The 21,410-nt window shown below is 53.3% G+C and carries 24 protein-coding genes; 14 read left to right on the plus strand and 10 right to left on the minus strand.

What is annotated here, in order from left to right:
• Together H7A81_RS15995 and H7A81_RS16000 are read left to right on the plus strand one after the other, a co-directional pair.
• The coding region (locus H7A81_RS15995; protein WP_182058028.1) for a sugar phosphate isomerase/epimerase at positions 1–725 on the plus strand (725 nt) is incomplete at its 5' end.
• 23 nt (positions 726–748) lie between these two features.
• Positions 749–1,705: a sugar-binding transcriptional regulator gene (locus H7A81_RS16000; protein WP_097117121.1), complete on the plus strand. Its 957-nt coding sequence runs from the start codon at positions 749–751 to the stop codon at positions 1,703–1,705.
• On the opposite strand, the gene H7A81_RS16005 is transcribed toward H7A81_RS16000, so the two are convergent.
• The 5 genes from H7A81_RS16005 to H7A81_RS16025 all read right to left on the minus strand — a co-directional run bounded on the left by H7A81_RS16005 (position 1,702) and on the right by H7A81_RS16025 (position 5,539).
• On the minus strand, positions 1,702–2,241 hold the full coding sequence (locus H7A81_RS16005; protein WP_166931031.1) for a GNAT family N-acetyltransferase: 540 nt from the start codon (positions 2,239–2,241) through the stop codon (positions 1,702–1,704). The two genes, H7A81_RS16000 and H7A81_RS16005, sit on opposite strands and share 4 nt — an antisense overlap.
• Positions 2,242–2,252: 11 nt before the next feature.
• Positions 2,253–2,516, minus strand: coding sequence for a hypothetical protein (locus H7A81_RS16010; RefSeq protein WP_166931029.1), 264 nt, complete (start codon positions 2,514–2,516; stop codon positions 2,253–2,255).
• Between the two features lie 63 nt (positions 2,517–2,579).
• Complete coding sequence (locus tag H7A81_RS16015) at positions 2,580–3,320, minus strand: DNA-binding transcriptional regulator YciT (protein WP_034823463.1); 741 nt, start codon at positions 3,318–3,320, stop codon at positions 2,580–2,582.
• Between the two features lie 42 nt (positions 3,321–3,362).
• Positions 3,363–4,625, minus strand: coding sequence for a DUF1479 domain-containing protein (locus tag H7A81_RS16020; RefSeq protein ID WP_166931025.1), 1,263 nt, complete (start codon positions 4,623–4,625; stop codon positions 3,363–3,365).
• 236 nt (positions 4,626–4,861) lie between these two features.
• Positions 4,862–5,539: a LuxR C-terminal-related transcriptional regulator gene (locus tag H7A81_RS16025; protein WP_182058029.1), complete on the minus strand. Its 678-nt coding sequence runs from the start codon at positions 5,537–5,539 to the stop codon at positions 4,862–4,864.
• A 290-nt stretch (positions 5,540–5,829) separates the two neighbouring features.
• Between H7A81_RS16025 and H7A81_RS16030 the strand changes: the two genes are divergently transcribed.
• Together H7A81_RS16030 and H7A81_RS16035 are read left to right on the plus strand one after the other, a co-directional pair.
• Entirely contained in the window at positions 5,830–6,621 is a 792-nt protein-coding gene (locus H7A81_RS16030; protein ID WP_255478983.1) for a helix-turn-helix domain-containing protein, read from the plus strand.
• A complete protein-coding gene (locus H7A81_RS16035; protein ID WP_182058031.1) occupies positions 6,618–7,097 on the plus strand; it encodes a hypothetical protein in 480 nt (159 codons plus the stop codon). The genes H7A81_RS16030 and H7A81_RS16035 overlap by 4 nt, the downstream gene beginning before the upstream one ends.
• Before the next feature lie 19 nt (positions 7,098–7,116).
• Here the strand turns inward: H7A81_RS16035 and H7A81_RS16040 are convergent, their stop codons facing one another.
• Entirely contained in the window at positions 7,117–7,512 is a 396-nt protein-coding gene (locus H7A81_RS16040; protein WP_038646949.1) for a VOC family protein, read from the minus strand.
• 82 nt (positions 7,513–7,594) lie between these two features.
• A complete protein-coding gene (locus H7A81_RS16045; RefSeq protein WP_182058032.1) occupies positions 7,595–7,894 on the minus strand; it encodes a putative quinol monooxygenase in 300 nt (99 codons plus the stop codon).
• Between the two features lie 133 nt (positions 7,895–8,027).
• Here H7A81_RS16045 and H7A81_RS16050 point away from each other — a divergent pair, with 133 nt between their 5' ends.
• On the plus strand, positions 8,028–8,660 hold the full coding sequence (locus H7A81_RS16050) for a LysE family translocator (protein WP_182058033.1): 633 nt from the start codon (positions 8,028–8,030) through the stop codon (positions 8,658–8,660).
• 43 nt (positions 8,661–8,703) lie between these two features.
• On the opposite strand, the gene ampC is transcribed toward H7A81_RS16050, so the two are convergent.
• Positions 8,704–9,822 carry a class C beta-lactamase gene (gene ampC / locus H7A81_RS16055; RefSeq protein ID WP_182058034.1) on the minus strand — a complete coding sequence of 373 codons (1,119 nt, stop codon included), beginning with the start codon at positions 9,820–9,822 and terminating at the stop codon, positions 8,704–8,706.
• Between the two features lie 285 nt (positions 9,823–10,107).
• On the opposite strand from ampC, the gene H7A81_RS16060 reads away from it, so the two are divergent.
• From H7A81_RS16060 to H7A81_RS16095, 8 genes are all read left to right on the plus strand, one after another.
• Positions 10,108–11,136 carry a substrate-binding domain-containing protein gene (locus tag H7A81_RS16060; RefSeq protein ID WP_182058035.1) on the plus strand — a complete coding sequence of 343 codons (1,029 nt, stop codon included), beginning with the start codon at positions 10,108–10,110 and terminating at the stop codon, positions 11,134–11,136.
• Between the two features lie 11 nt (positions 11,137–11,147).
• A complete protein-coding gene (locus H7A81_RS16065; RefSeq protein WP_182058036.1) occupies positions 11,148–12,650 on the plus strand; it encodes a sugar ABC transporter ATP-binding protein in 1,503 nt (500 codons plus the stop codon).
• Positions 12,647–13,642 carry an ABC transporter permease gene (locus tag H7A81_RS16070; RefSeq protein ID WP_097117112.1) on the plus strand — a complete coding sequence of 332 codons (996 nt, stop codon included), beginning with the start codon at positions 12,647–12,649 and terminating at the stop codon, positions 13,640–13,642. The genes H7A81_RS16065 and H7A81_RS16070 overlap by 4 nt, the downstream gene beginning before the upstream one ends.
• A 13-nt stretch (positions 13,643–13,655) precedes the next feature.
• The gene (locus H7A81_RS16075) at positions 13,656–14,648 is read left to right on the plus strand and encodes a sugar-binding transcriptional regulator (protein ID WP_182058037.1); all 993 of its coding nucleotides are present in this window, start codon (positions 13,656–13,658) and stop codon (positions 14,646–14,648) included.
• Positions 14,638–16,392: a glycerol-3-phosphate dehydrogenase/oxidase gene (locus tag H7A81_RS16080; RefSeq protein WP_182058038.1), complete on the plus strand. Its 1,755-nt coding sequence runs from the start codon at positions 14,638–14,640 to the stop codon at positions 16,390–16,392. Before H7A81_RS16075 ends, H7A81_RS16080 begins: the two co-directional genes overlap by 11 nt.
• The gene (locus H7A81_RS16085; protein ID WP_097117109.1) at positions 16,376–17,215 is read left to right on the plus strand and encodes a class I fructose-bisphosphate aldolase; all 840 of its coding nucleotides are present in this window, start codon (positions 16,376–16,378) and stop codon (positions 17,213–17,215) included. The genes H7A81_RS16080 and H7A81_RS16085 overlap by 17 nt, the downstream gene beginning before the upstream one ends.
• Positions 17,216–17,275: 60 nt before the next feature.
• Positions 17,276–18,763, plus strand: a complete 1,488-nt coding sequence (locus H7A81_RS16090) for an FGGY-family carbohydrate kinase (protein WP_182058039.1) — start codon at positions 17,276–17,278, stop codon at positions 18,761–18,763.
• A gap of 67 nt (positions 18,764–18,830) precedes the next feature.
• The gene (locus H7A81_RS16095) at positions 18,831–19,160 is read left to right on the plus strand and encodes a DHCW motif cupin fold protein (RefSeq protein ID WP_034823450.1); all 330 of its coding nucleotides are present in this window, start codon (positions 18,831–18,833) and stop codon (positions 19,158–19,160) included.
• Between the two features lie 188 nt (positions 19,161–19,348).
• On the opposite strand, the gene H7A81_RS16100 is transcribed toward H7A81_RS16095, so the two are convergent.
• Together H7A81_RS16100 and H7A81_RS16105 are read right to left on the minus strand one after the other, a co-directional pair.
• Entirely contained in the window at positions 19,349–20,599 is a 1,251-nt protein-coding gene (locus H7A81_RS16100) for a phosphatase PAP2 family protein (RefSeq protein WP_182058040.1), read from the minus strand.
• 75 nt (positions 20,600–20,674) lie between these two features.
• Positions 20,675–20,914 (minus strand): hypothetical protein, encoded by a 240-nt coding sequence (locus H7A81_RS16105; RefSeq protein WP_166930995.1) that lies wholly within the window; start codon positions 20,912–20,914, stop codon positions 20,675–20,677.
• 250 nt (positions 20,915–21,164) lie between these two features.
• On the opposite strand from H7A81_RS16105, the gene H7A81_RS16110 reads away from it, so the two are divergent.
• Positions 21,165–21,410, plus strand: a 246-nt coding sequence (locus H7A81_RS16110; RefSeq protein WP_182058041.1) for an FAD-binding protein, incomplete at its 3' end; no start/stop codon positions are given.

Below are 21,410 nucleotides of genomic sequence, written 5' to 3' on the forward strand. Positions count from 1 at the left end.
GTATGACTGGTCCCTATGGCCGCCTCAATCATTTTGGTCATCCAGACGTTGACGTGCGACGCTACTACGTTGACTGGTTTAAAACCTTCGCCGATATCACCGCAGAACTGGGTGGCGAGGCGGTTGGATCGCAGTTCGCCATTTTCACCCAGCAGGATTTCAACGATGCAGTGCGGCGGGATGCGCTGATCGATATCGCGATTGATTGCTGGGCCGAGGTGGCGGAACATGCGCAATCCGCCGGATTGAAATACCTGTTTTGGGAACCGATGAGCATCGGACGCGAGTTTGGTGAGACCATTCCGGCTTGCCTCGCACTGCAGCAGCGTTTGAGCAGTGAGTCCTTTGCCCTGCCGATGTGGATGATGGCGGATATCGATCACGGCGATGTCACTTCAATCGACCCGCGTGATTACGACCCTTACGCGTGGGCTGAAGCGGTGCCGCGCTACTCGCCGATTATTCATATAAAACAAAGCATGATGGACAAAGGCGGCCACAGACCCTTCACATTGCAGTACAATGCGGGCGGCCGTATTCAGCCCCAGCCGCTACTGGACGCGCTGGCGCGCGGTGGCGCGCAGGATAACGAAATTTGCCTCGAACTGAGTTTTAAAGAGCGTGAACCCACTGACCGCCAGGTGGTGGCGGATATCGCGGAAAGCGTCGCGTTTTGGGCATCGCACATTGATACGGGCGTGCAGGATTTGCATCTGGCTTCCTAAGCCTATTGATCAGGAAATGAAACATGAAACCGGCTCCTACTCCCGCTGAACGCGATGACTCCTTAGCCCTGCGTGCCGCCTGGCTGCACTACGTGGGCGGCCTGACCCAGGCTGAAGTCGCCAAACGTCTGGGATTACCGTCTGTCAAAACCCATCGCATGATTGCCAAAATGGTCGCGGAGGGTGCGGTGAAGGTGTCGATTGATGGCGATATCATGGCGTGCGTGGCGCTGGAAGATCAGCTGCGTGAAAAGCACGGACTGCGTTTTTGCCACGTTGCGCCTGACCTTGGTGAAGAGGGATTGCCAGTGCGAACGCTGGGTATGGCGGGCGCGGATTACCTGCGCAATCTCCTCACGTCGCAGCCTGCGATCACCCTGGGGCTGGGGCACGGCCGCACCCTTTCCGCCGCTATTCACCAACTCTCGCGCATTGACGCCCCGCATATGCGCTTCGTTTCGCTGCTGGGCTGTTTGACGCGCAACTATGCGCTCAATCCCCACGATGTCATGCATCGCATTGCCGAAAAGACCGGTGCGCAGGCGTATATGATGCCGGTGCCGTTCTTCGCCAATACTCAGGAAGACCGCGACGTGCTGCTTAAACAGCGCGGCGTCAGCGAAGTGTTTGCCATGGCCGCACAGAGTGAGGTGAAACTGGTGGGAATCGGTACTGTGGAACCGGCCGCGCAATTGGTTGAAGCCGGTATGATTGATGAAGCCGAGATCAACGATATCTCGGCTTCTGGCGCTGTCGGTGAGCTGCTCGGTCATTTCTTTGACGCCAGCGGGCAGATGATTCACAACAGCCTGACAGCGCGTACGCTCTCGGTGGATTTAGAGCTTGCCCACCGCGCCGAGATTGTGGCGCTGGTGGGGGGATTAAGCAAAGTCGACGCGATCCGCGCGGTGTTGGCCAGCGGTTTGGTGACGGGATTAATTACCGATGAATTAACGGCACAGGCGTTAATCGCAGGTTAGAGTGGCCTCCATTCGTCCGCGAATAATCCAAATACCCAATCGTCGCGCCACTCACCCGCGAGATGATAGCTTTTCCGCAAGGTGCCCTCCTGCTGGAATCCCACTTTTAATAGTGTCCTGCGTGAGGCTTCATTTCCTGCGGTCACAGTGGCAATCAGCTTGCGAAAGCCCAGTTCATTCAGCGCATAACGCGCAATATCGTGAAGTGATTCCGCACCAAATCCCTTGCCCTGAGCTTCTGCTGCCAGCAAAAAACCGACTTCCGCCACGCCGTCACCGCGATCGATAAATCCGGTGACGCCTAACGGCGCTGATTGCCCCTGTTCCATCATCACCAGACACAGCCAATGGGCGCTGCCTTTCTGCCAGTGGGGCAATCTTATCTCGAACCTGTCACGTCGAATCTCTTCTTCAGGCTGCGGATCGGCCACATAGCGCATCACACGCTCATCCTGTTGCAGCGAGAGAAAGAATCGCCAGTCATCGGCAACTAACTGGCGATAGTGCAGTCTTTTGGAGGTGATGTTAGGGAACATTGAATCCTTCATTAGCGACCGGCAATCAGACCACGATTTCCATACTCATGGCCGAAGCATTGGCCAGAATCCGTATCAATATAGAACTTAAGCGGTGTAGTGGTTTCAAATCCCATCCAGTGCCGTCCATTCAAATCCGCCGTCGCAGAATGCACTACAAGACACTGTTTGCCCTCACGCTCAATCGGCTGAATCCGCACATCGCTCTCACTCCAGCCCGTGCGATGCAGCTCGGCGTAGTCGCGGGCAAGGTTGATGGCCTCAGTTTCTGCCATCATCGCTGCGTACCATAGTAAGTGTTATACATCATTCATCCGACAGGTTAGCCTCTTTACCCGCTAAATCAGCGTTAACTCCATTGGCTGCTGGCGCAATATTTCCTGATACACCGGCGACAGTTGGCTATCTGTAATCACCTGCTTAAAGGGCACGGTCGGTGCCAGAGCGAAGGGATGTATCTGACCAAACTTTGATGAATCGGTGAGCGCCACAGTGTGCGTCTGCTTTTCCATGATGGCGTTGACCACGTCGCAGCGCAGCATATCACGACCGGTAAAACCGGTGATGGCATCCCAGCCGTCGATACCGATAAAGGCTTTATGGAAGTTGAGGTGCTGGATGCACAATCGCGTCAGCGGCCCGACTACCGACTCACTGCTCTTCTGGAACAGCCCGCCAAGAATGATCACATCACCGCCCTGTTCTCGCAGTAATCCCGCGATGTAATGGCTGACGGTGATAATCGTGATATCACCGCGTTCGCTCAGCTCGCGTGCCAGCAAAGCGTTGGTGCTGCCGCCTTCAATAAACACCGTTTCACCTGCGTTAACCAACGAAGCGGCGTACTCCGCCAGACGTTTTTTGACGGCAAAACGCGTTTGCATGCGTGCACCGACATCATCGCTTTCTGGCGCCACGGCTGACCCGTGCACGCGACGCAGAAAGCCACCCTTTTCCAGAACATTCAGATCCTGACGCACCGTCACCTCGGAAACGCCGGTGGTTTGCGCCAGTTCACTGACGCTGACGCTGCCGCGTTCGCTGACCAGTTGGATAATGTGCTGATGACGTGCGTTCATAGTGCCTGCTTTAATTAAAATTTTATCCAGCTTACCAGAAACTTACTCTAAGCCGAGACTGCGACGACCGTTGCTGTTTAACGCGTCCAAAGTGAATCGATCGCGCCAGCTGGCTTCATAGTCCTCTTTCGGGAAATCACCCGGTGAGGCACCGGTTGCCAGCGCCTCAGCAACCTGAGTGGCGTAAGCGGCATTCTTCTCGCACAGGGGTGCAGCCGGAATGTACATCACATTGCCCCAACCTTGCTGATCCTCAACCGGTGCAACCGAATGGATGACATCACAGTGCCACCAGACAGAATCACCCGCTTCCATTGCTGGAATGGAACACAGTCCCTTGATGAGTTCAGGATGCCACTGCTCTGAGATGGGCAATACTTTGCCCGGTGCAACACCGCAGAGTTCATCCTCTGGTACATCTTTCAGCAGCGGACGCAGCAACAGATACGCCATCGCTTCCGGAACCGGCACCACATGCAGCAAGCCCTGACCCAATTGCATGTCTGACAGCGCAGTCCACCCCTGGAAAGTGCGGAAGACTGAACATTTGGTGGTGGTGCCAGCCTGATATTCATTCACTTCTGTGCGATGTGCCGCGTCCCAGGGATCATATTGATCGAATTGATTATTAAAGATTTTGCTAAACACCTGTTGGTAAGCTGGCAGTAACCAGCGTTCCAGCGCCCCGGAATCCGTATGCGCGCCCAGCCCTTTTGATGTGGTGCCCGGTAAACGACGGCGAATACGATCCGGATAGATAATGCTGACATCAGGGTCAAACCAGCGCGTTCCGTTAGATTCGAAGGTCCACAGGCGATTCAGAAAGGATTGGGTTTGTGCCATGGCGTCGCTCTGACGCGCCGACATCTGTGCTTCGCTCCAGTAGATCGGATAGATTTCAGGGCGTGAGGCATCGAGGCTGCCAAAGAAGTTGTCACCCGGCCCTTTATAGACTTCATCGAAATCATTTTTATCAAGGTATTCCAGCATCGACGCATCCCAGCCCAACGCCTGCTCGCGCGTAAAGGTCTGTTTCACCACCACACAGCCGCGACGACGAATGTGATCCTTCACTTCATCGGAAATGCGCCCTGCGGCAATGTCATCCCAACGTACCTGTGGCCATGCCGTGCCGTTTCGCGCTTCTTCCTCACGAGCTACAGCAATTTCGCTGAGGATTTTACTTCTGACCTGCTCAAACAGGCCCTCAACATCGCCGATTTGCGCTCTGAGCACCTGTTTCATCAAGCGGATATGCTGCTTTGCATCTTCAGGTTGTTGTAAAGAGGTAAAGGATGTATTCATTTTGTCGCTCCGATTGTTTCGAATGAAACTTAAGTTAGCTTCATTCATAACAATCTGTCGGCATTTCACCTAACTTCAGCGCACGATTTTAAGAAACCCATCACAAAAAAATTAAGAACAACGTCCAACCGAAGGTGCACCGGAGTGGCTCTCCGGTACCGGGAAATGAGGAAAAATGTCTGGAAATCAAGAGGAAAAAGACGGTGGTATGTGGGAAGGAAATGGCCTGGCAGGTACTATTCCAGCCAGGCGTGATACCGCTGATGGAGTTCAGCCAGATTTTTTACATTGAGTTTGCGCATTGCAGACTGTTTTTGGCTGCTAATGGTTTTAATACTTTTGTCTTTGGCAACAGCAATATCCGTTACGGTACGACCGCGATAGATGGAGCGGATGATCGTTCTTTCCGAGGTACTGAGTGAAAGCATCGCTTCTTCATACATCCTTGATGAGAATACCTGTCGTAAAGATGAACCCTTTTGCGGTGCAGTGGGTTTGACTTCAAATCCCCAGACTCGATGTTCAAGTACTGCCGTCACCGCATCTTCAACCTCGCGCTGATTGCATTTCCTGTTTAATATGGCTTGCACACCTGATTTTTTATATTTTTGTAATAGCCTGACATCCGATGCGCGGGTTAAAATTATCACTGATGCTGTGGGCAAGTAAGATTTTATCAGCATAGAAATAACATCTGCATTGCCAACCTCAGTATCGATAATAATCAGTTCCAAATCTCTATCAATGATGTTGATCTGTTCATCATGGGTTTGGATGGGATGGTGAGTCACCGTCACAGCATTCAATGTTGTCAACATGGCGCGAATACCATAATAGGTGATCGCGCTGGGTGTCATAATAGCGATATTTTTATTTTTGATTTTGCTTGTCGTTATTTTAATGACGCTATGCATTGTTGATGTTCCTCAATTGTGATCACGCCAATATGCAATTATTACAGATTCAATTGAACGATATTAGCCGATGCCATGCGATTAATCCGATGCGGATATTATTGGCTAGATTGAAGGCTTTCAACATACTGGCGTAAATGTCACTTAAAAGTCACCAGCATGGAGATAATTCACATATTAATCATATAGATAATCCTGTGACAAAGCTGTTACCTACCTGATTGTCATCATCAGCATGCCCTTTTGTCAGACCGTGTTATAATCAGCCGCATGAAAAGTGTGCGTTGAAGATGCGCCGTGGGGATCAGGCAGAAGTGACCATTATTTTTTTTACCGATACCGGTCTGATCAGGCTGGAAGATAAAGAGATTATTCTTAGCAGGCAAAGTAAAATATGCCTGACGTACCTGTGTGAGCATGAAGGTAATATCGTTTCCAAAGAAGCATTACATGACGCTTGCTGGAGAAACCATGGTGCTGTGGTCTCCGATAATACTGTACGACAAACCCTTTTTCGCATCCGGAAATCACTCGCCTCACTGGAAGTAGAAGGCGAAATTCTTGAAACACTGGGATACATGGGATATCGCTTAAAACCCGGTTGCATCACTCTCGTTTCAGACTCACAAAATTATTCGTTTCCGGAACGCCAGGATGGTTTGAATCAAAAGCAAGAAACATCAGCGATCTCTGTTTCTGACACATCGAAATCAGCGCTTAAGAATAAACCGACAAAGATAAAATTCAGGGTACTTACGCTGCTGCTTTGCTGCCTTTTTTTTATCGTGGGCACTGTGATTCGTGGCCAACAACTTATCCACCCATTGCGGTATGGCGAACCACTTCTGCTTGATGGGCACAGCTTTCTGTTTTCGCAATACGTGGAAAATGACAAATATGACTCGGCAAGACGCGTGAGTTACTGGCTTAACAAAATGCAGGTTTCCATTACGCCGCACAGCAGAATCTACATTAATGCCGATCGTGGCAACGCGATTAATTTCTTTGTGTGCAAAGGCGAAATTGAACTGGCGACAACCTCTTGCCAGACATTTGCGGTTATCGGGAGAAATCATCCATGAGAATGGCTGTTTCCGCGGCATGTTGCCTGTTGGCATTGTTGCTGGGTTGGTTTTCGCTGCCCTATTTTGTACGGCCATTTTCTGGTGATTGCCGGGCCGAGACCTATATCATCTATGATGAACCTGACCGGACCGTAGTAAGTCATGGCTACTGGGATATTTTGAGCGGTAGTCGTGAAGGTCATTTAAATGCTTATCTGGCATTTATGTCGTCGCAGGGGCTTGAAAGCAGGATTAATGTTGATCGCACCGTGAATCTTGATTATGACTACCATCCTGATTCCGTAACGGTTTCCACTCGCAAATCTTTTCGTATTGCGGGTCCTGATACGCAGGATCCCGCTATCGGGAAATATATTGATCCGCTGGCGGACGAGAATTTCACCGCCCGCATCTACCTGTTTAAAGTGGGAAACCAGGTCATTTCAGGCTTCCATTATCGGCCGCTTAACCGGTGTATGAAACCTGGATTTTGAGGCGAGTCAGACCGGTCGATCATTTGTTCTGGTAAAGATCCCAACGGTTGCCGTACAAATCCTCGAAAACCACAACCGTGCCATACTCTTCTTCGCGGGGTTCTTCACAGAAAGTGACGCCATTGGCTTTCATTTGCTGGTAATCACGCCAGAAGTCGTCCGTCTGTAAAAACAGGAACACCCGGCCGCCGCATTGATTACCGATAAACCCTTGCTGGCGCTCATTCGATGCCTGCGCCAGCAGCAAGTTACAATCGCTCTGCGGATTGGGATTGACCACCACCCAGCGCTTGCCCGGCTGTGGGGTATCTTCGATTAAATGAAATCCCAGTTTTTGCGTATAGTATTCAATCGCGCGGTCATAATCATCGACCACAATAGCGACGTAACCCATGCAACGCTTTTGTGTTCTCATTTTGGTTTCCTTTATATTCTGACGCGAAATCTCATCTGGATATCAACAAATAAAAAGCAGACCGAAGTCTGCTTATTCCTTATCACGCATTGCCACCCGCGACTTTGCGTAATGCCACCACTTCCGCGTGTTCTAACAGCGGTTCAAGATCCGCGAACAATTTAACGATATGCGGGGCATTCAGGTGCTTATCCAATAATTCCTGGCTCGCCCACTCTTCGGTCCAGACAAAGCGGCGCGGATTTTTGCTATCAATGTTTAGCTGATAGGTAATACACCCTTCTTCTTGCAGCGTCTCTTCAATCACACCACGAAATAATTGCTCAGCTTTATCTTCGCAACCCGGTTTTGCCGTTAGCAATGCCACAACAGGAACAGTCATTTTTATCTCCCTTTTAAATGAAATAAGCCGAGCCAAAGTAACGCAGCTTATTCCTGTTGTCAGTCTGAAAACGTGCGTTGCCTGATATGCCTGGTTCGCGCCATAATCGCGAAAATAACGCAAGGAGTGTTGCATGCCAGAACTGTCGAGTTGGTTAGCCTTTGCATTGGTGGCGTTGGGATTGGTGCTTACGCCCGGCCCCAATATGATCTACCTGGTTTCGCGTTCGCTGTGTCAGGGCAAGCGGGCGGGTTATATTTCCCTCGGCGGCGTGGCGTTAGGGTTTGTGTTTTATATGCTGTGTGCGGCGCTGGGTATCACCGCGTGGTTGCTTGCCGTTCCATGGGCCTATGATGCACTGCGTTTCAGTGGCGCACTCTATTTGCTGTATCTTGCGTGGCAGGCACTCAAGCCTGGCGGCCGCTCGCCATTTGCCGTGCGCGATCTCCCTGCCGACAACCCGCGTAAATTGTTCACCATGGGTTTCCTCACCAACCTCGCGAACCCAAAAATCGCCATGATGTTTCTGTCGCTATTACCGCAGTTTATTAGCCCGCATCACGGTAGTGTGCTGATGCAGTCGCTGATATTGGGCATCACCCAAATTGTGATTAGCCTGACGGTCAATGCGATTTTCATTACTACCGCTGGCCAGGTGTCGACATTTTTACTGACGCGCCCCAGCTGGCAGCGTTTGCAGCGCTGGCTGATGGGCACGGTGCTGGCGGGAATGGCCGTCAAACTCGCATTGGATGCACGAAAGTAAGTTGCGATTTAATTGGGCGCGTCGGGGCGCGCCCAACAATCCGTTAGTGAGCCAACATCTGAATGATTTTGTCCGCCGCGATGACGCGATCGTCATTCGGGAACCATTTATTCGCCAGCATAATCACCGCAATCTTCTGTGACGGAACAAACACCGCGTAGGTTGAGAAACCATTGGTCGAACCGGTTTTGTTATACCACGCCTGTTGTGGCGCAGCCTGCGGTGGCGTGATCAACGTGGCCGACATCCCTTTCATGATGCGCTGACCGCTGTTGCCTTCCACCAACTGCTTTGATGAGACAGGCAACGGATAGTATTCCCACATCATCGCCTGCGTAAACGCCTCGGTTTTGTAGTAGCCCTGATGCGTGGTGGCGATCGCCTGCTGCCACTCCGTCGCGACCTTCTGTTCATCCAGTTGAATCGCCAGCCAGCGAATCAGATCAGCGGATGTCGATTTCAACCCATACGATTCAGCATCCAACGGGCCTGGCGTCACACGTACCGGCTTGTCTTGTTTATTGTAACCTTGCGCATATTGGCCCATCTCTGACTGAGGCACCTGAATATAAGTGTGCTTCATGCCCATCGCGGGTAACAGTTGCTGCTCCATCGCGCTGATAAACGGCTGATGCAAGCTTTTGGCGGCAATCATGCCGAGCATACCAATCCCCAGATTGGAGTAGACACGCTGAGTGCCCGGCTGAGCCGGCGGCTGCCAGTTTTTGTACCAGTTCATCAACTGCTGCTGATTGGTCACATCGTCCGGCACAAACAGCGGCGTGCCCGTGGTGTGAGTAGCAAGGTTTAGCAGTGACACCTGATCAAACGCACTGCCCTTCAGTTCGGGCAACCATGTACTGGCTTTGTCACTAAACTGCAGTTTTTTCTGCTGAGCCGCATAGCTCGCTAAGGTAGCGGTAAAGGTTTTGCTGAGTGACCCGATTTCAAACAAGGTCTGCGCAGTAATCGGCTGTTGAGTCTCTTTGGATGCCACACCGTAGTTGTAAAACTCGGTTTTGCCATCGTGCAGAATAGCCACCGCCATGCCAGGGATTTGATATTGCTGCATCAACGGTTTGATGATGGCGTCAGGTGAAGGGGTTTGTGCGAGGACGCTGGTGCTTGCCAGCAGCGCTAGCGCAGTAAGAGATAAGCGCATGAAAATTCCTTTTATTTCAGTTAAGCCACAATTTCAGCGCGTGATTATAAAATTCCGTCACGGTTTCACCTAACCAAATTTCTGCTATCCGCGGGAAAGTGAAGGCGATCACAAGCGCGAAACATTTTATTAACCATTAATTGATCTTTTCCCCGCCAGCTTTTATAGCTTATGAAAATTATTTCACACATCAGAAATAATTTTCAAAACGTACCCCGGCTCGTTTTTCCGCGTTAAGTCGTCACGGCTGAGCCTCCAAATTCAGCGTCTGCTCCGGGGAAAAACATGAAAAAAATCGCCATCCTTCTTTCCAGCCTTGCGTTAGCGGGAACACTCTCCAGCACCGCACGTGCCGCCGATGAATCACCACAGTTCCGTTGCAAACCTGGCGAAACTTACTACATGAACGTCATGGTGACCGGTGTTGAATACTGGTTTCCGGTGTACGAGATGTTTAAACAAGCTGCGCATCAGCTGGGCTGCAAAACCGTTTATGGTGGCACGCCCGCTTATGACGTCAACCAGCAGTTAGCCAGTTTCGAACAGATTTTGGCGCAGAAACCCGCCGGGATTTTCCTCCATCCGATGAATCCCGACCCCTTTATCGAGCCAATTAATCGTGCGGCAGAGATGGGCATTCCGGTGGTAACCTTTGCCGCTGATTCCCCCAACAGCAAGCGTGTCGCTTACATCACCTCAGACAACTTCCGTGAAGGTAAAGCCGCCGCCGATGAACTCGGTAAAGCCATGGGCAAAGGCGCGGAGTATGCGGTGCTGGAAAATCCAGGGCAGGATAATCATGACCGTCGGGTTACGGCTTTTATCAATGAGATGAAAACCGCGTTTCCTGACAGCAAGCTGGTTGCGCGCGCCGCCACTAATCAGGATCCATCAAAAGCCTACAACGCCCTGCTGTCGATGCTACAAGCGAATCCAAACCTGAAAGGCATCTTCATGCCTGAAGCCAGTTCCGCAATCGGTGCCGCACAGGCAGTGGTGGAAAACGGTGGCAAAGTGAAAGTGATGACGGTGGACGTCAACGCCAAAGTACTGGATATGATCAAAAGCGGCGAGGTGTTTGGTGCCATCAACCCCAATCAGGGAATACAGGGCTACATGGGCTTTATGACGCTGTTCCTCGCCGCCCACCCAGAATTGATTGACCCCATGAATGATGCCAAACGCAACGGTGTGAATCCCTTCTCGTTCCCAATCCTCGACAATGGTTATGCCGTGGTGACTAAAGAAAATGCCGATGATTTCCGCTGGGACCGTTACCTGAAACGTCGTGGAACCAAAGGCATCAACGAGTAAGGGGAAAGATGATGACGGCACTGCTTGAGTTACGCAGCATCAGCAAACGCTTCGGCGCAGTACAGGCGTTACAGGACGTTGATCTTACGCTAAGGTCCGGTGAAATTCATGCGCTGGCCGGTGAAAACGGCGCGGGTAAGTCTACTCTGATGAATATCATTGATGGCATTCTGCGCCCCGACAGCGGTGAAATAGTGTTGGAGGGGCAATCCGTAACCATTCGCTCGCCGCGTGAGGCGCAGCGGTTAGGCATCGGGCTGGTGCATCAGGAGATCGCGTTGTGCCCGGATATTACTATCTATGAAAATATCTGGATGGCGCATCAGCAGCGCGGCTTTCTATTACCGCATAAAACCTTGAGGGAAAAAGCGCAGCAGGTTATGAATCGCCTTGCGCCGATTCCAGTGAGTAAAAAGGTTAGCGAACTGTCGTTGTCACAACAGCAACTCGTAGAGATTGCCAAAGCACTGACGCTGGATTGTCGTTTACTGATTCTGGATGAGCCCACTGCAGCGCTCACGGAACCAGAAGCGCAGACGCTGTTCACCATCGTGCGTCAACTGCGCGATCAGGGCATCACGGTGGTGTATATCAGTCATCGTATGGCCGAGATTTTTGCGCTTTGTCAGCACATCACCATTCTGCGCGATGGCCGGACGGTGCACAGTGCGCCATTGAACAGCATGACACCGGATGAAGTCATTACGCGCCTTGTCGGTCGCGAATTGTCGCAACTCTATCCCGATAAGCGCCCCTCTCATCGTGCCGCACCGCTGCTGGAGGTACGATCTCTTAGCGATAGTCAGCGTTTTTACGATATCAATTTCGAGTTGTATCCCGGCGAAATTCTCGGCATTGGTGGCTTGATGGGCGCGGGCCGTAGCGAAATCGCTCAGGCCGTGTGCGCATTGCAGCCGGTAACTCACGGCACTGTTCGTATCAAAGGCCAGCCAGCAACACTGAAAAATTACGCCGCCAGTATCCAACATCACATGGTTTATTTATCCGAAGATCGTAAGGACGCCGGGCTGTTTTTAGCAATGCCAATTGACTGGAACATCTCGGCGCTGGATGTCCGCGCGATTAGCCATCACGGTTTGACGCTAAGCCCAAGCCGCGAGCGTGCGCAAGCGGAAGCGCTGGCGTATCAGGTCAAACTGAAACGCGGCAAATTGAGCGACCCGGTGTCATCGCTTTCTGGCGGCAATCAGCAGAAAGTGGCGCTAGCGCGCGTGCTGTCGGTGCACCCCGAAATTATCTTTCTTGATGAACCGACGCGCGGCGTTGATGTCAGCGCCAAGGCAGAGATCTACCAGATCCTCGCCCAATTAGCACATAACGGTGTCGGACTGGTGGTGATTTCATCAGAGTTACCTGAGCTGATTGGTTTATGTGACCGCATTATCGTGATTCATGAAGGTCACATCACCGGTGAAGTGACCGGCGATGCAATGACCGAGGAGAATCTGATGAGGCTGGCTGCTGGCATTCCCCCTGAAGTGGAGGCGCTATGACCATGAATACGACCTTGCCCGGAGCAGGCAAATCCCGGCTGTCATTGTTTGGCGGCCTGCACAAGCAGCGGGAAATCGGTTTGATTGCGATCATCGCGTTAATCTTTATCGTGATGAGTTTTACCTCACCCTACTTCCTGACGTGGGCCAATATGAAAGCGATGCTGTTGTCGTTTTCGATTGAAGGCATTGTGGTGATCGGTATGACGATCTTGTTGATCGTCGGCGGTCTCGATCTCTCGGTCGGCGCGGTGGTGTGCCTTTCTATGGTGGTCGCGGGACAACTGTTTCTCAGTGGGGTGGATCCCTGGCTGGCCAGCCTGGGAGGAATAGCTGCCGCCGCACTGGTAGGCTTGCTGATGGGTTTAACAGTGACCAAAATCGGCCTGAGTCATTTTATTGCCTCGCTGGCAGCGATGGTGATTGTGCGCGGGCTTTGCATGATCATCACCCAGGGCACGCCGCTGTCGCTGTTCACACTTCCCGTCAGTTTCAAATTTATCGGCCAGGGTGCCATGTGGGGCATTCCGTTTGTCATCCTGCTGTTCTTTGTATTGGTCGCCCTGTTCGATTTCCTGCTGCGCAAAGCCACGCTGTTCCGCAAAGTATTTTATACCGGCAGTAATGAGCGTGCAGCGGCCTATTCCGGCATCAACATCAACCGCATAAAACTGTGGGTCACGGTACTCACCTCAACGCTAGCAGGTGTAGCCGGCATTATTTATATGGCGCGGTTAGGCTCAGCTACCCCGACCTTTGGCGTAGGGATGGAATTGAACGTGATAGCGGCGGCGGTGATAGGCGGCGCAAGCCTGAAAGGCGGCACTGGCTCGATTCTGGGCGCGGTTTTAGGTGTCGCACTGCTCTCCATCGTGACCAGCTCACTGATCCTGATTAATGTTTCCGTCTACTGGCAGGACTTGATCAAAGGTTTAATTCTGCTGGCGGCGGTGTCGATTGACCACCTGCTGAATAAATATCGGGCAGCATAAGGACGCATCATCGATGGAATTCGCCAGCGAACATCCAGCATTTCACAGTGCACGCCAGATCTATCAGGTATTGGTGATGTATTACCTCGACGGCAAAAAGCAGTCGGAGATTGCGGTGGAAACCGGGTTGTCGGTCGCCAGCGTGAATCGCCTGATTCGTCAGGGCAAAGAGAGCGGCATGGTGGAAATCACTATTAAATCGCCCTGGCTGTCGGCCCACCAACTCGAAAGTGATCTGCAGCAATGGGGTCAACTGCAACAGGTGGTGGTGGCACCCAATGTCGCGCGCAGTGATGAGCAGAATTTACAGATGGTGGGCGCGGCGGCGGCGGATTATTTGCTATCACGTCTGAAAGATGGCGACGTTATTGCGATCACCGGTGGCAAAGGCGTGAGCGCTCTGGTGGAGGCACTGCATGCTTCGCGCAAATACGATGTTCAGGTCGTGCCTGCATTGGGTTGCGTGCAAGGAAAGCACTATACCGACGTGAATCATGTTGCCTCTGAAATGGCGGCTCGGCTTGGTGGCCATGCCTGGCAGATTCATGCCCCGCTCTTCACTGACTCTGCTGCTGAACGTGACATGTTGATGAGAATCAGTGCCGTAGACCGGGTGCTGGATAAAGCGCGTAACGCTACGCTGGCAGTGATCGGTCTTGGTTCAATTCACAGCGACAGTTCCAGCTACTACGATTTGAATCTGGCAGCTCGTCATGCATCCGCCAGCATCGAAACCAGTGGCGCACGCAGCGAACTGCTAGCCTGGTTACTCGATGCACAAGGCCAGCCCGCGCCGTTTGACGCCAATCAGCGGCTGGTTGGGCTGACCTTATCGGAGCTACAACGTATTCCCTTTTCTATGGCGGTGGTGGCCGGACGCGACAAAGTGGATCCCATCCACTGTGCGCTGCAAGGCCAGTGGCTAAAAGGCATGGTTACCGACGAATCCACCGCAGCAGGCGTACTCGAAATGGCCAAGAGCCGGGGAGCAATCCATGGAGAATAATGCAACACGCGAGCAGCGACTCAGCGCTTTACGACAACGCACCACGACACCAGTGCTGATTGTCGGTGGCGGCATCAACGGCATCAGCACCTTTCGCGAACTGGCATTGCAGGGTATTCCGGCGGTTCTGGTGGAAAAAGGTGACTGGTGCCAGGCGGCCAGCGGCGCGCTGTCTCGTATGATCCACGGCGGACTGCGCTATCTGGAAACCGGCGAGTTTACGCTGGTCAAAGAGTCGGTGATGGAGCGTGACCGGCTACTGAAAAACGCGGCGCACTATGTTTTTCCGCTGCGTACCACCGTCCCGATCGACAACCTTGGCGGCGGACTGCTCAATGCCACGCGGCGTTTTTTGCGTCTGAGCGACAAACCCACACGCCGCGGCGCTCTGCTGATCAAAACTGGCCTCAGTCTCTACGATGTCTACACCAGGCAGTACGGATCGATGCCCAAACATCAGGTGCGCGGTGAGGCAGCCACGCGCGACCGCTGGCCAGGATTTGCCCCCTGGGTGAAATACAGCGCCAGCTACTACGATGCGTGGATCAGTGCGCCAGAACGACTGGGTTATGAATTGATTGAAGATGCCGAGCGTGCTTGTCCGGAGGCACTGGCGCTGAATTATTTGCAACTGGTGAGCGCCGATGGCGAATCCGTTACGTTACAGGATGCACTCAGCGGTGAGCACTTTACTCTGCAGCCGCATGTATTGGTGAATGCCGGCGGCGCGTGGATAGATCAGCTCAATCAGCGTCTGGCGCCCACGGAACATTTCACCAAACTGATTGGCGGGACCAAGGGTTCGCATTTGATCATTGATCACCCCAAACTGTTACAGGTGCTCGATGGGGAAATGGTCTATTTCGAAAACCAGGAAGGCCGCGTCTGCATTATGTTTCCGTGGTTTGGCAAAGTGCTGCTCGGTTCCACGGATATCCGCGTGGACGATCCCGATAGCGTGGTGTGTGAAGAGCAGGAAAAAGCCTACATTCTTGAGTCGCTGCGCTTTGTTTTTCCTGACGTCTTGGTGCCGGAATCGTCGATTCTCTACACCTTTTGCGGTGTGCGTCCGCTTCCGGCCAGCAACGCCAAAGTTAACGGGCAAATCTCGCGCAATCACTCGCTGGTGCTGCTGCCGCCTGATGCCGCACATGCTTACAGCCTGCTATGTCTGGTTGGCGGCAAATGGACCACTTTCCGTCAATTTGGTGAAGAGGCCGCGGATCGGGTATTGCGTCTGATCGGAGAAAAGCGCCGAATATCGAGCGGCGATCTGCCCATCGGCGGTGGACGCGACTTCCCTGCACCTTCCGGACAAACCGCGTGGCTTGCCCAACTCGCGCATCTACATTCACTGCCCTTGTCCCGCGTATCGCAGTTAGTCCGCCGTTATGGCAGCCGCGCCCTGCCAATCCTGCAATTGATTCAGCAACAGGGGGAGCAGCCGCTGCAGCATCATGCGGGGTATAGCGCGCTGGAACTTCGTTACCTTATTGAGCATGAGCAGGTTCAACAACTTGAAGACCTGCTGGTGCGCCGCACGTCGCTGGCGATTTGCGGCGAATTGACGCCCTCACTGGTGGCCGAAATTGCTCAACTGATGGCGGATCTGCGCGGCTGGAACGCCACTCAACTGCAACACTATCTGCAAAGCAGTTGCGCCAGTCTGGCGCGACAGCACGGCCTGACCGATCTCAACCCCACTCTTTTCCAGGAGGAAACACGCCATGTTAGTCAGCAATAAAGTCCGCATGAATCGTCTGTTTCAACACGGTAAGTGCCTTGATGTGGCTATCGACCACGGTATTGCGAATGAGCCCGACTTTCTGATTGGGTTAGAGAACATCGAAGGTGTGATGGAGAACCTGATCGCCGCGCAGCCGGATGCCATTCAGGTGAATTACGGCCAGGCCGATCTGTTGCAGCAGGTCGCGGGACGAAAACCGGCGCTGGTGATGCGCACGGATGTCGGCAACGCCTATAACGCGGCGCGCCATCGCGAAATGTGGGCGGTGTTGCACAACCCGGATGAGCCAATCCTCGCCGCGTTGCAGATGGATGCGGCTGCGGTGGTGGTGAATCTCTATCTGATCCCTGATGAACCCGGCATCTTCCGCATGTGCGTGGAGAACATCGGCCGTCTGCGTCAGGCGTGCGATCGCTATGCGATGCCGCTGATGATCGAACCTCTGGTAATGGCGCCGGCAGGACAAGGCGCGGCTTACGGTTCGATCGGTGATGTTGAGAAAATCGTACCGCTGGTGCGTCTGGCGCGTGAACTCGGCGCCGACATCATCAAAGCCGATCCGACGGAGAAGGTGGAAGATTTTCACCGCGTAGTGGAAGCGGCGCGCTGTCCGACGCTGGTGCGCGGTGGCGGCAAAGGGGAACTGGCACCGGTGCTGGCCAAAAGCGCGGCGTTAATGGCGCAAGGTGCCAGCGGCATGGTGTACGGCCGGAACGTGTATCAACACGATAATCCGTCTCGCGTGGTGAAAGCGCTGATGGCGATCATCCACCAGGGCGCCAGCGGCCCGGACGCATTAGACATTTACCAGCAGGGTTGAGTTTTACCTGCACCGGCGCTTAAGCGGTGCGCCGTCTTCGTCTGAGAATCGGAGTCGGATATGAGTCAACTTCTCGGCATCGATGCCGGAAACACCATGATCAAAGCGGTACTGTTCGATCTCAGTGGCCGCGTACTGTCGGTTGCCGAATGTGCGGGAGAAACCTTCCAGCCGCAAGAAGGTTATGCGGAACGTCCGGTAGAAGATATCTGGCACGGGGTCAGCGTGGCCGTCACGCGCTGCCTGCAACAAGCGGGCAGCGCGGCGAATGAGGTTATTGCCGTGGGCGCGGCGGGTCACGGTAACGGTCTGTATGCACTCGATAAGCAGCAGCAGCCGTTGTTCGGCATTCAATCCATTGACCATCGTGCCATCGAAACCGTGCAGGGCCTGGAAGCCAGCGGTAACGATAAAGCCATCTATCAACTTTCGCTGCAGAAGCCCTGGCCCGCCGCCACGCCCGTGCTGATCAGCTGGATTAAACAGCATCAGCCCGATCGCTGGGCGCAGATCGGCCATTTGTTGTGTGCTAAAGATGTCATCGCCCATTTCCTCTGCGGGGCTATCAGCGCTGAGGTTTCCGATGCCGCCGGAGCCGGATTAATCGATTATCGACAGCGCAATTACAGCCACGAGTTGATGGCTCTGTATGGCATTGAAGAGGCGATTAACCTGCTGCCGCCTCTGCGCGAGTCTTGTGCGGTGGTCGGACACGTCACCACGCGCGCCGCGCAACTCACCGGATTACCGTCAGGTATTCCGGTGGTGGCCGGCATTTTTGATGTGGTGGCCAGCGCCATTGGTTCTGGCGTGGTGAAAACCGGAGAGGCTTCTATCGTCGCAGGAACCTGGAGCATCAATCAGGTGGTGGTCGATAAACCGGATTACCAGCGGCCCGTGTTTATGAATTCAATTATTGAAAATGATCGCTTTATGGCGATTGAAGCCAGCGCCACCTCGGCCGCCAATCTCGACTGGTTCCTGCGTGAGTTCGATGATGGACGCGCTGGCAACGGCGCGGCGCACAGCAGTGATACCGTGGCCCATGTTGAACCCAACCCGCAGTTGCCGCTCTATCATCCTTACCTCTATTCCGGTCGTAAATCTGAACCCGCAAAAGCGGGGTTTTATGGCTTGAGCGGCTGGCATACGCGCGCAGATATGCTGTTTGCGCTGTTTGAAGGCGTGACATTTGCCCATCGCGCACACATTGATCGCTTGCGCGCAGCAGGGATTCCGCTTACCCACGCGACCCTTTCTGGTGGCGCGGCGCGCAGCTGCATCTGGCCGCAAATGTTTGCTGATGTGTTGGGCGTTCCGATTCGCGTGGCTGAGTGCAAAGAGACTGGCGCGCTGGGTGCTGCGCTTTGTGCGGGCGTCGGCGTAGGTGTCTGGCCCGATCTGGCCACGGCGGCACAGCAAGCAGTACGCCTTAATCCCGGCGAGTTACAGCCACGCCCGGAACGCTTTGCGTTTCATGATGCACGTTATCGGGTGTTCAAAAGGCTGGAGCTGGCGATGAGCGAAATGTGGCATGAAGTCGGTTGAATTCACTGGTTATTTTTTTGCCAGGCGGTAATGTTGTGTTCTCGTCGAATTCAATAAGGATAGCGTCGTGCAGATCAATCAACTACCGTTTGGCATTACCGACTGGAGCACCCTCGAGACCGAAAAACATCCGGGCGACAGCGGGTTTGCGCTGTGGCGCACTCAGCGTTTTGGCGATATTCGTGTGCGCATGGTGGAGTATTCACCGGGTTATCTCGCCGATCACTGGTGCAGCAAAGGTCATATATTGCTGTGTCTGGAAGGCGAAATGATCACCGAACTGGAAGATGGCCGCACTTTTACCCTGACCCCGGGCGTGAGCTATCAGGTTGCCGATAATGCCGAAGCACACCGCTCTTCCACTGCACAGGGTGCAAAGTTATTTATTGTCGATTGACGTTTGAAGGGCTATGCGCTGTTTGAAAAGTGCCGGGAATGTTGCCCTGCAAATACGATGACGCCTTTCGAACCAGCCATTTGCGGTCGCGACATCTGTCATGCAATCAACTGTTATTTAATTAAATCCTTCGATATCTCCCTGTAAAACGCGGGCGCTGCCGTTCACGAACAGTGCCCGCCTCAGTATTACTTCGCCATAGCGTAAGCGGCGGTCAGATCGACGCGTTGCCAGAAGGATTGCTCGGCATTACCCGACAACGGATAACCGTTTGGCAAGGCGGTTTTCACCATCAGTTGACGAATCTGCGCATCAGACAGTTTAGGCAGCGCGGTTTTCAGCAGAATCTCCGCGCCCTGCGGCACCTGAATCGGCGTGTTTTTCACATTGGCTTTTGGCAGATTGTAGCTCAGCGTGAAACGATAGAATTGCTTCATATCCGGCGCGCGGTAAGGATCGTCCTTGCCGGTTGTGCGTGCGCATTCAGCCAGTGAAGTACCACACTCCTTCTCCAGCGCGGCACGCAGTTGATCGCGCGCCTCTTTGAACAGCACCTGATAGCGTGCATCGTTGAGGTAAGTCGCCACGTTGCGCTCTGCCACCATACGTGAACCCATCACGTCCAGCGGATAGTGCACGCCTAACACCAGACGCGAATATCCATAACGCGCACCACGGGTGACCAGTGCCTCAAAGCGTTCTGGCACCATTTCGGCCATCAGCAGCGCATCGGTATAACCGGTATTGGTGTGCCCGCTGGGGAACGATCCGCCGTCCGCGGTATAGCGCACATTGTCTTTCACCACCACATCATCGGGTACCAGATGGATGGTATTGCCTTCATGCAGGAACGGGCGCGGATAGTTAAAGTGTTTTTTGGCAGCGCTGGTGCTGACTTCACTGGCCTTAATCAGCGCAGCGGCTTTGCTCAGTTCGCCTTTGTCATAAGCCGCGATGAAGGCTTTACCCAGACGCGGACCCATGGCGTCAGACAGGAAATACAGCGAGCCGATTGCTTCCGCATCCTGCAACGCCTGATGACGCACGTTCTGCGTGGCATTCAGGTTGATATCAGTCACGGTGGCGCGGTTAGACGTCAATACGCTGTCTGGCAATGTGCTGAAACCTGATAACAGCGCGATGCCAGCCTGCTGATTTTGCTTCACGTTGAAATCATAGCCACTGCTTTTCAGCCAGGCTTTGTCTGCCTGCGTGCTGGTCTGTTTGGCTTTTTCCAGTTGCTCACGTTTCAGTGACGCACTGTCGCCTTGCAGCCAGGTGCGCTGAGCCTGCAACGACTGCTGCTCCAGCTGCGTATAGCCTGGGGTTGAACCGGTAGACGTTTGTGCTGCCAGTGCGGCCGCCTGCGGCAGTGTTGTCGCATGGGCCTGTTGAGCGAGCAGTAAAACCGTTGCAATCAGTGTATAGCGGGTTTTCATTATTTTCCCCTGTTATCAGAATATTACCTTGCCGGGGAAACACGCTAGCACCCTGTTATGACAGATTTATTTCATTTATCGGCACTCGTTAGAACAGTTTTGTACGCAAATTTGTGCGAGCGATCCACAGCCGCCGCCGTTGTCATTTTTGCACTGTGATTGCTGTACATAACAGTTTTGCTGACAGGACGAGAGGTCGCATTTCGCCGCCACCGGCGTCAGTTGCACCACGGGCGCTTTTCTTTGCGGTTGCCACTGGGTTTGCGCCATAGCACCCGCACTGAACAGCATCATCAACACCATTATCCACTTCATGGGAAATTCCTCGCGAAAAGGTTCTAAACAGTATGGCCTCTCCGCCGCCAAATGCCATGCTGGAACATTTGATTCACGATCGGGTTCCACCGCCCCATCGCCGTGCAAATGGTTGCTCGAAATCAGTGCAACTTACGCAACGCACATTTACTGATAACCCATAATAATCAATAAATTAAATAAATCACTGCAAAGAAAAACGAATGGTACAAAAGTTGCAAGGGTAATCAGGTAGACAAAGGAGACAGTGATGAAAGCGATTGTGATTGGAGCGGGCATTGGCGGCATGAGCGCGGCTATTGCGCTGGAGAAAGCAGGATTCGATACGGCCGTTTTTGAAGCGGTCAAAGAGATGAAGCCAGTCGGTGCGGCGATCTCGATCTGGCCCAACGGCGTCAAATGCCTGAACGCGCTTGGCATGAAACAGCAACTGCAGGCACTGGGCGGCAATATGGCGTTTATGGCCTATAACGATGCGCACAGTGGCAGCACCCTG

Origin of the sequence: Pantoea sp. ME81 (genome assembly GCF_903970985.1) — a bacterium.
Lineage (GTDB): Bacteria > Pseudomonadota > Gammaproteobacteria > Enterobacterales > Enterobacteriaceae > Pantoea > Pantoea communis.

Bases quoted from the DNA above. Each gene is read 5' to 3' on its own strand.
- H7A81_RS16005 (WP_166931031.1), bottom strand. From the start codon at position 2,241: ATGTTCCCTAACATCACCTCCAAAAGACTGCACTATCGCCAGTTAGTT.
- H7A81_RS16105 (WP_166930995.1), bottom strand. From the start codon at position 20,914: ATGAAGTGGATAATGGTGTTGATGATGCTGTTCAGTGCGGGTGCTATG.
- H7A81_RS16040 (WP_038646949.1), bottom strand. From the start codon at position 7,512: ATGAGAACACAAAAGCGTTGCATGGGTTACGTCGCTATTGTGGTCGAT.
- H7A81_RS16065 (WP_182058036.1), top strand. From the start codon at position 11,148: ATGACGGCACTGCTTGAGTTACGCAGCATCAGCAAACGCTTCGGCGCA.
- H7A81_RS16050 (WP_182058033.1), top strand. From the start codon at position 8,028: ATGCCAGAACTGTCGAGTTGGTTAGCCTTTGCATTGGTGGCGTTGGGA.
- ampC (WP_182058034.1), bottom strand. From the start codon at position 9,822: ATGCGCTTATCTCTTACTGCGCTAGCGCTGCTGGCAAGCACCAGCGTC.
- H7A81_RS16085 (WP_097117109.1), top strand. From the start codon at position 16,376: ATGTTAGTCAGCAATAAAGTCCGCATGAATCGTCTGTTTCAACACGGT.
- H7A81_RS16015 (WP_034823463.1), bottom strand. From the start codon at position 3,320: ATGAACGCACGTCATCAGCACATTATCCAACTGGTCAGCGAACGCGGC.
- H7A81_RS16090 (WP_182058039.1), top strand. From the start codon at position 17,276: ATGAGTCAACTTCTCGGCATCGATGCCGGAAACACCATGATCAAAGCG.
- H7A81_RS16025 (WP_182058029.1), bottom strand. From the start codon at position 5,539: ATGCATAGCGTCATTAAAATAACGACAAGCAAAATCAAAAATAAAAAT.
- H7A81_RS16070 (WP_097117112.1), top strand. From the start codon at position 12,647: ATGACCATGAATACGACCTTGCCCGGAGCAGGCAAATCCCGGCTGTCA.
- H7A81_RS16010 (WP_166931029.1), bottom strand. From the start codon at position 2,516: ATGGCAGAAACTGAGGCCATCAACCTTGCCCGCGACTACGCCGAGCTG.
- H7A81_RS16035 (WP_182058031.1), top strand. From the start codon at position 6,618: ATGAGAATGGCTGTTTCCGCGGCATGTTGCCTGTTGGCATTGTTGCTG.
- H7A81_RS16100 (WP_182058040.1), bottom strand. From the start codon at position 20,599: ATGAAAACCCGCTATACACTGATTGCAACGGTTTTACTGCTCGCTCAA.
- H7A81_RS16075 (WP_182058037.1), top strand. From the start codon at position 13,656: ATGGAATTCGCCAGCGAACATCCAGCATTTCACAGTGCACGCCAGATC.
- H7A81_RS16080 (WP_182058038.1), top strand. From the start codon at position 14,638: ATGGAGAATAATGCAACACGCGAGCAGCGACTCAGCGCTTTACGACAA.
- H7A81_RS16020 (WP_166931025.1), bottom strand. From the start codon at position 4,625: ATGAATACATCCTTTACCTCTTTACAACAACCTGAAGATGCAAAGCAG.
- H7A81_RS16045 (WP_182058032.1), bottom strand. From the start codon at position 7,894: ATGACTGTTCCTGTTGTGGCATTGCTAACGGCAAAACCGGGTTGCGAA.
- H7A81_RS16030 (WP_255478983.1), top strand. From the start codon at position 5,830: ATGCGCCGTGGGGATCAGGCAGAAGTGACCATTATTTTTTTTACCGAT.
- H7A81_RS16060 (WP_182058035.1), top strand. From the start codon at position 10,108: ATGAAAAAAATCGCCATCCTTCTTTCCAGCCTTGCGTTAGCGGGAACA.
- H7A81_RS16000 (WP_097117121.1), top strand. From the start codon at position 749: ATGAAACCGGCTCCTACTCCCGCTGAACGCGATGACTCCTTAGCCCTG.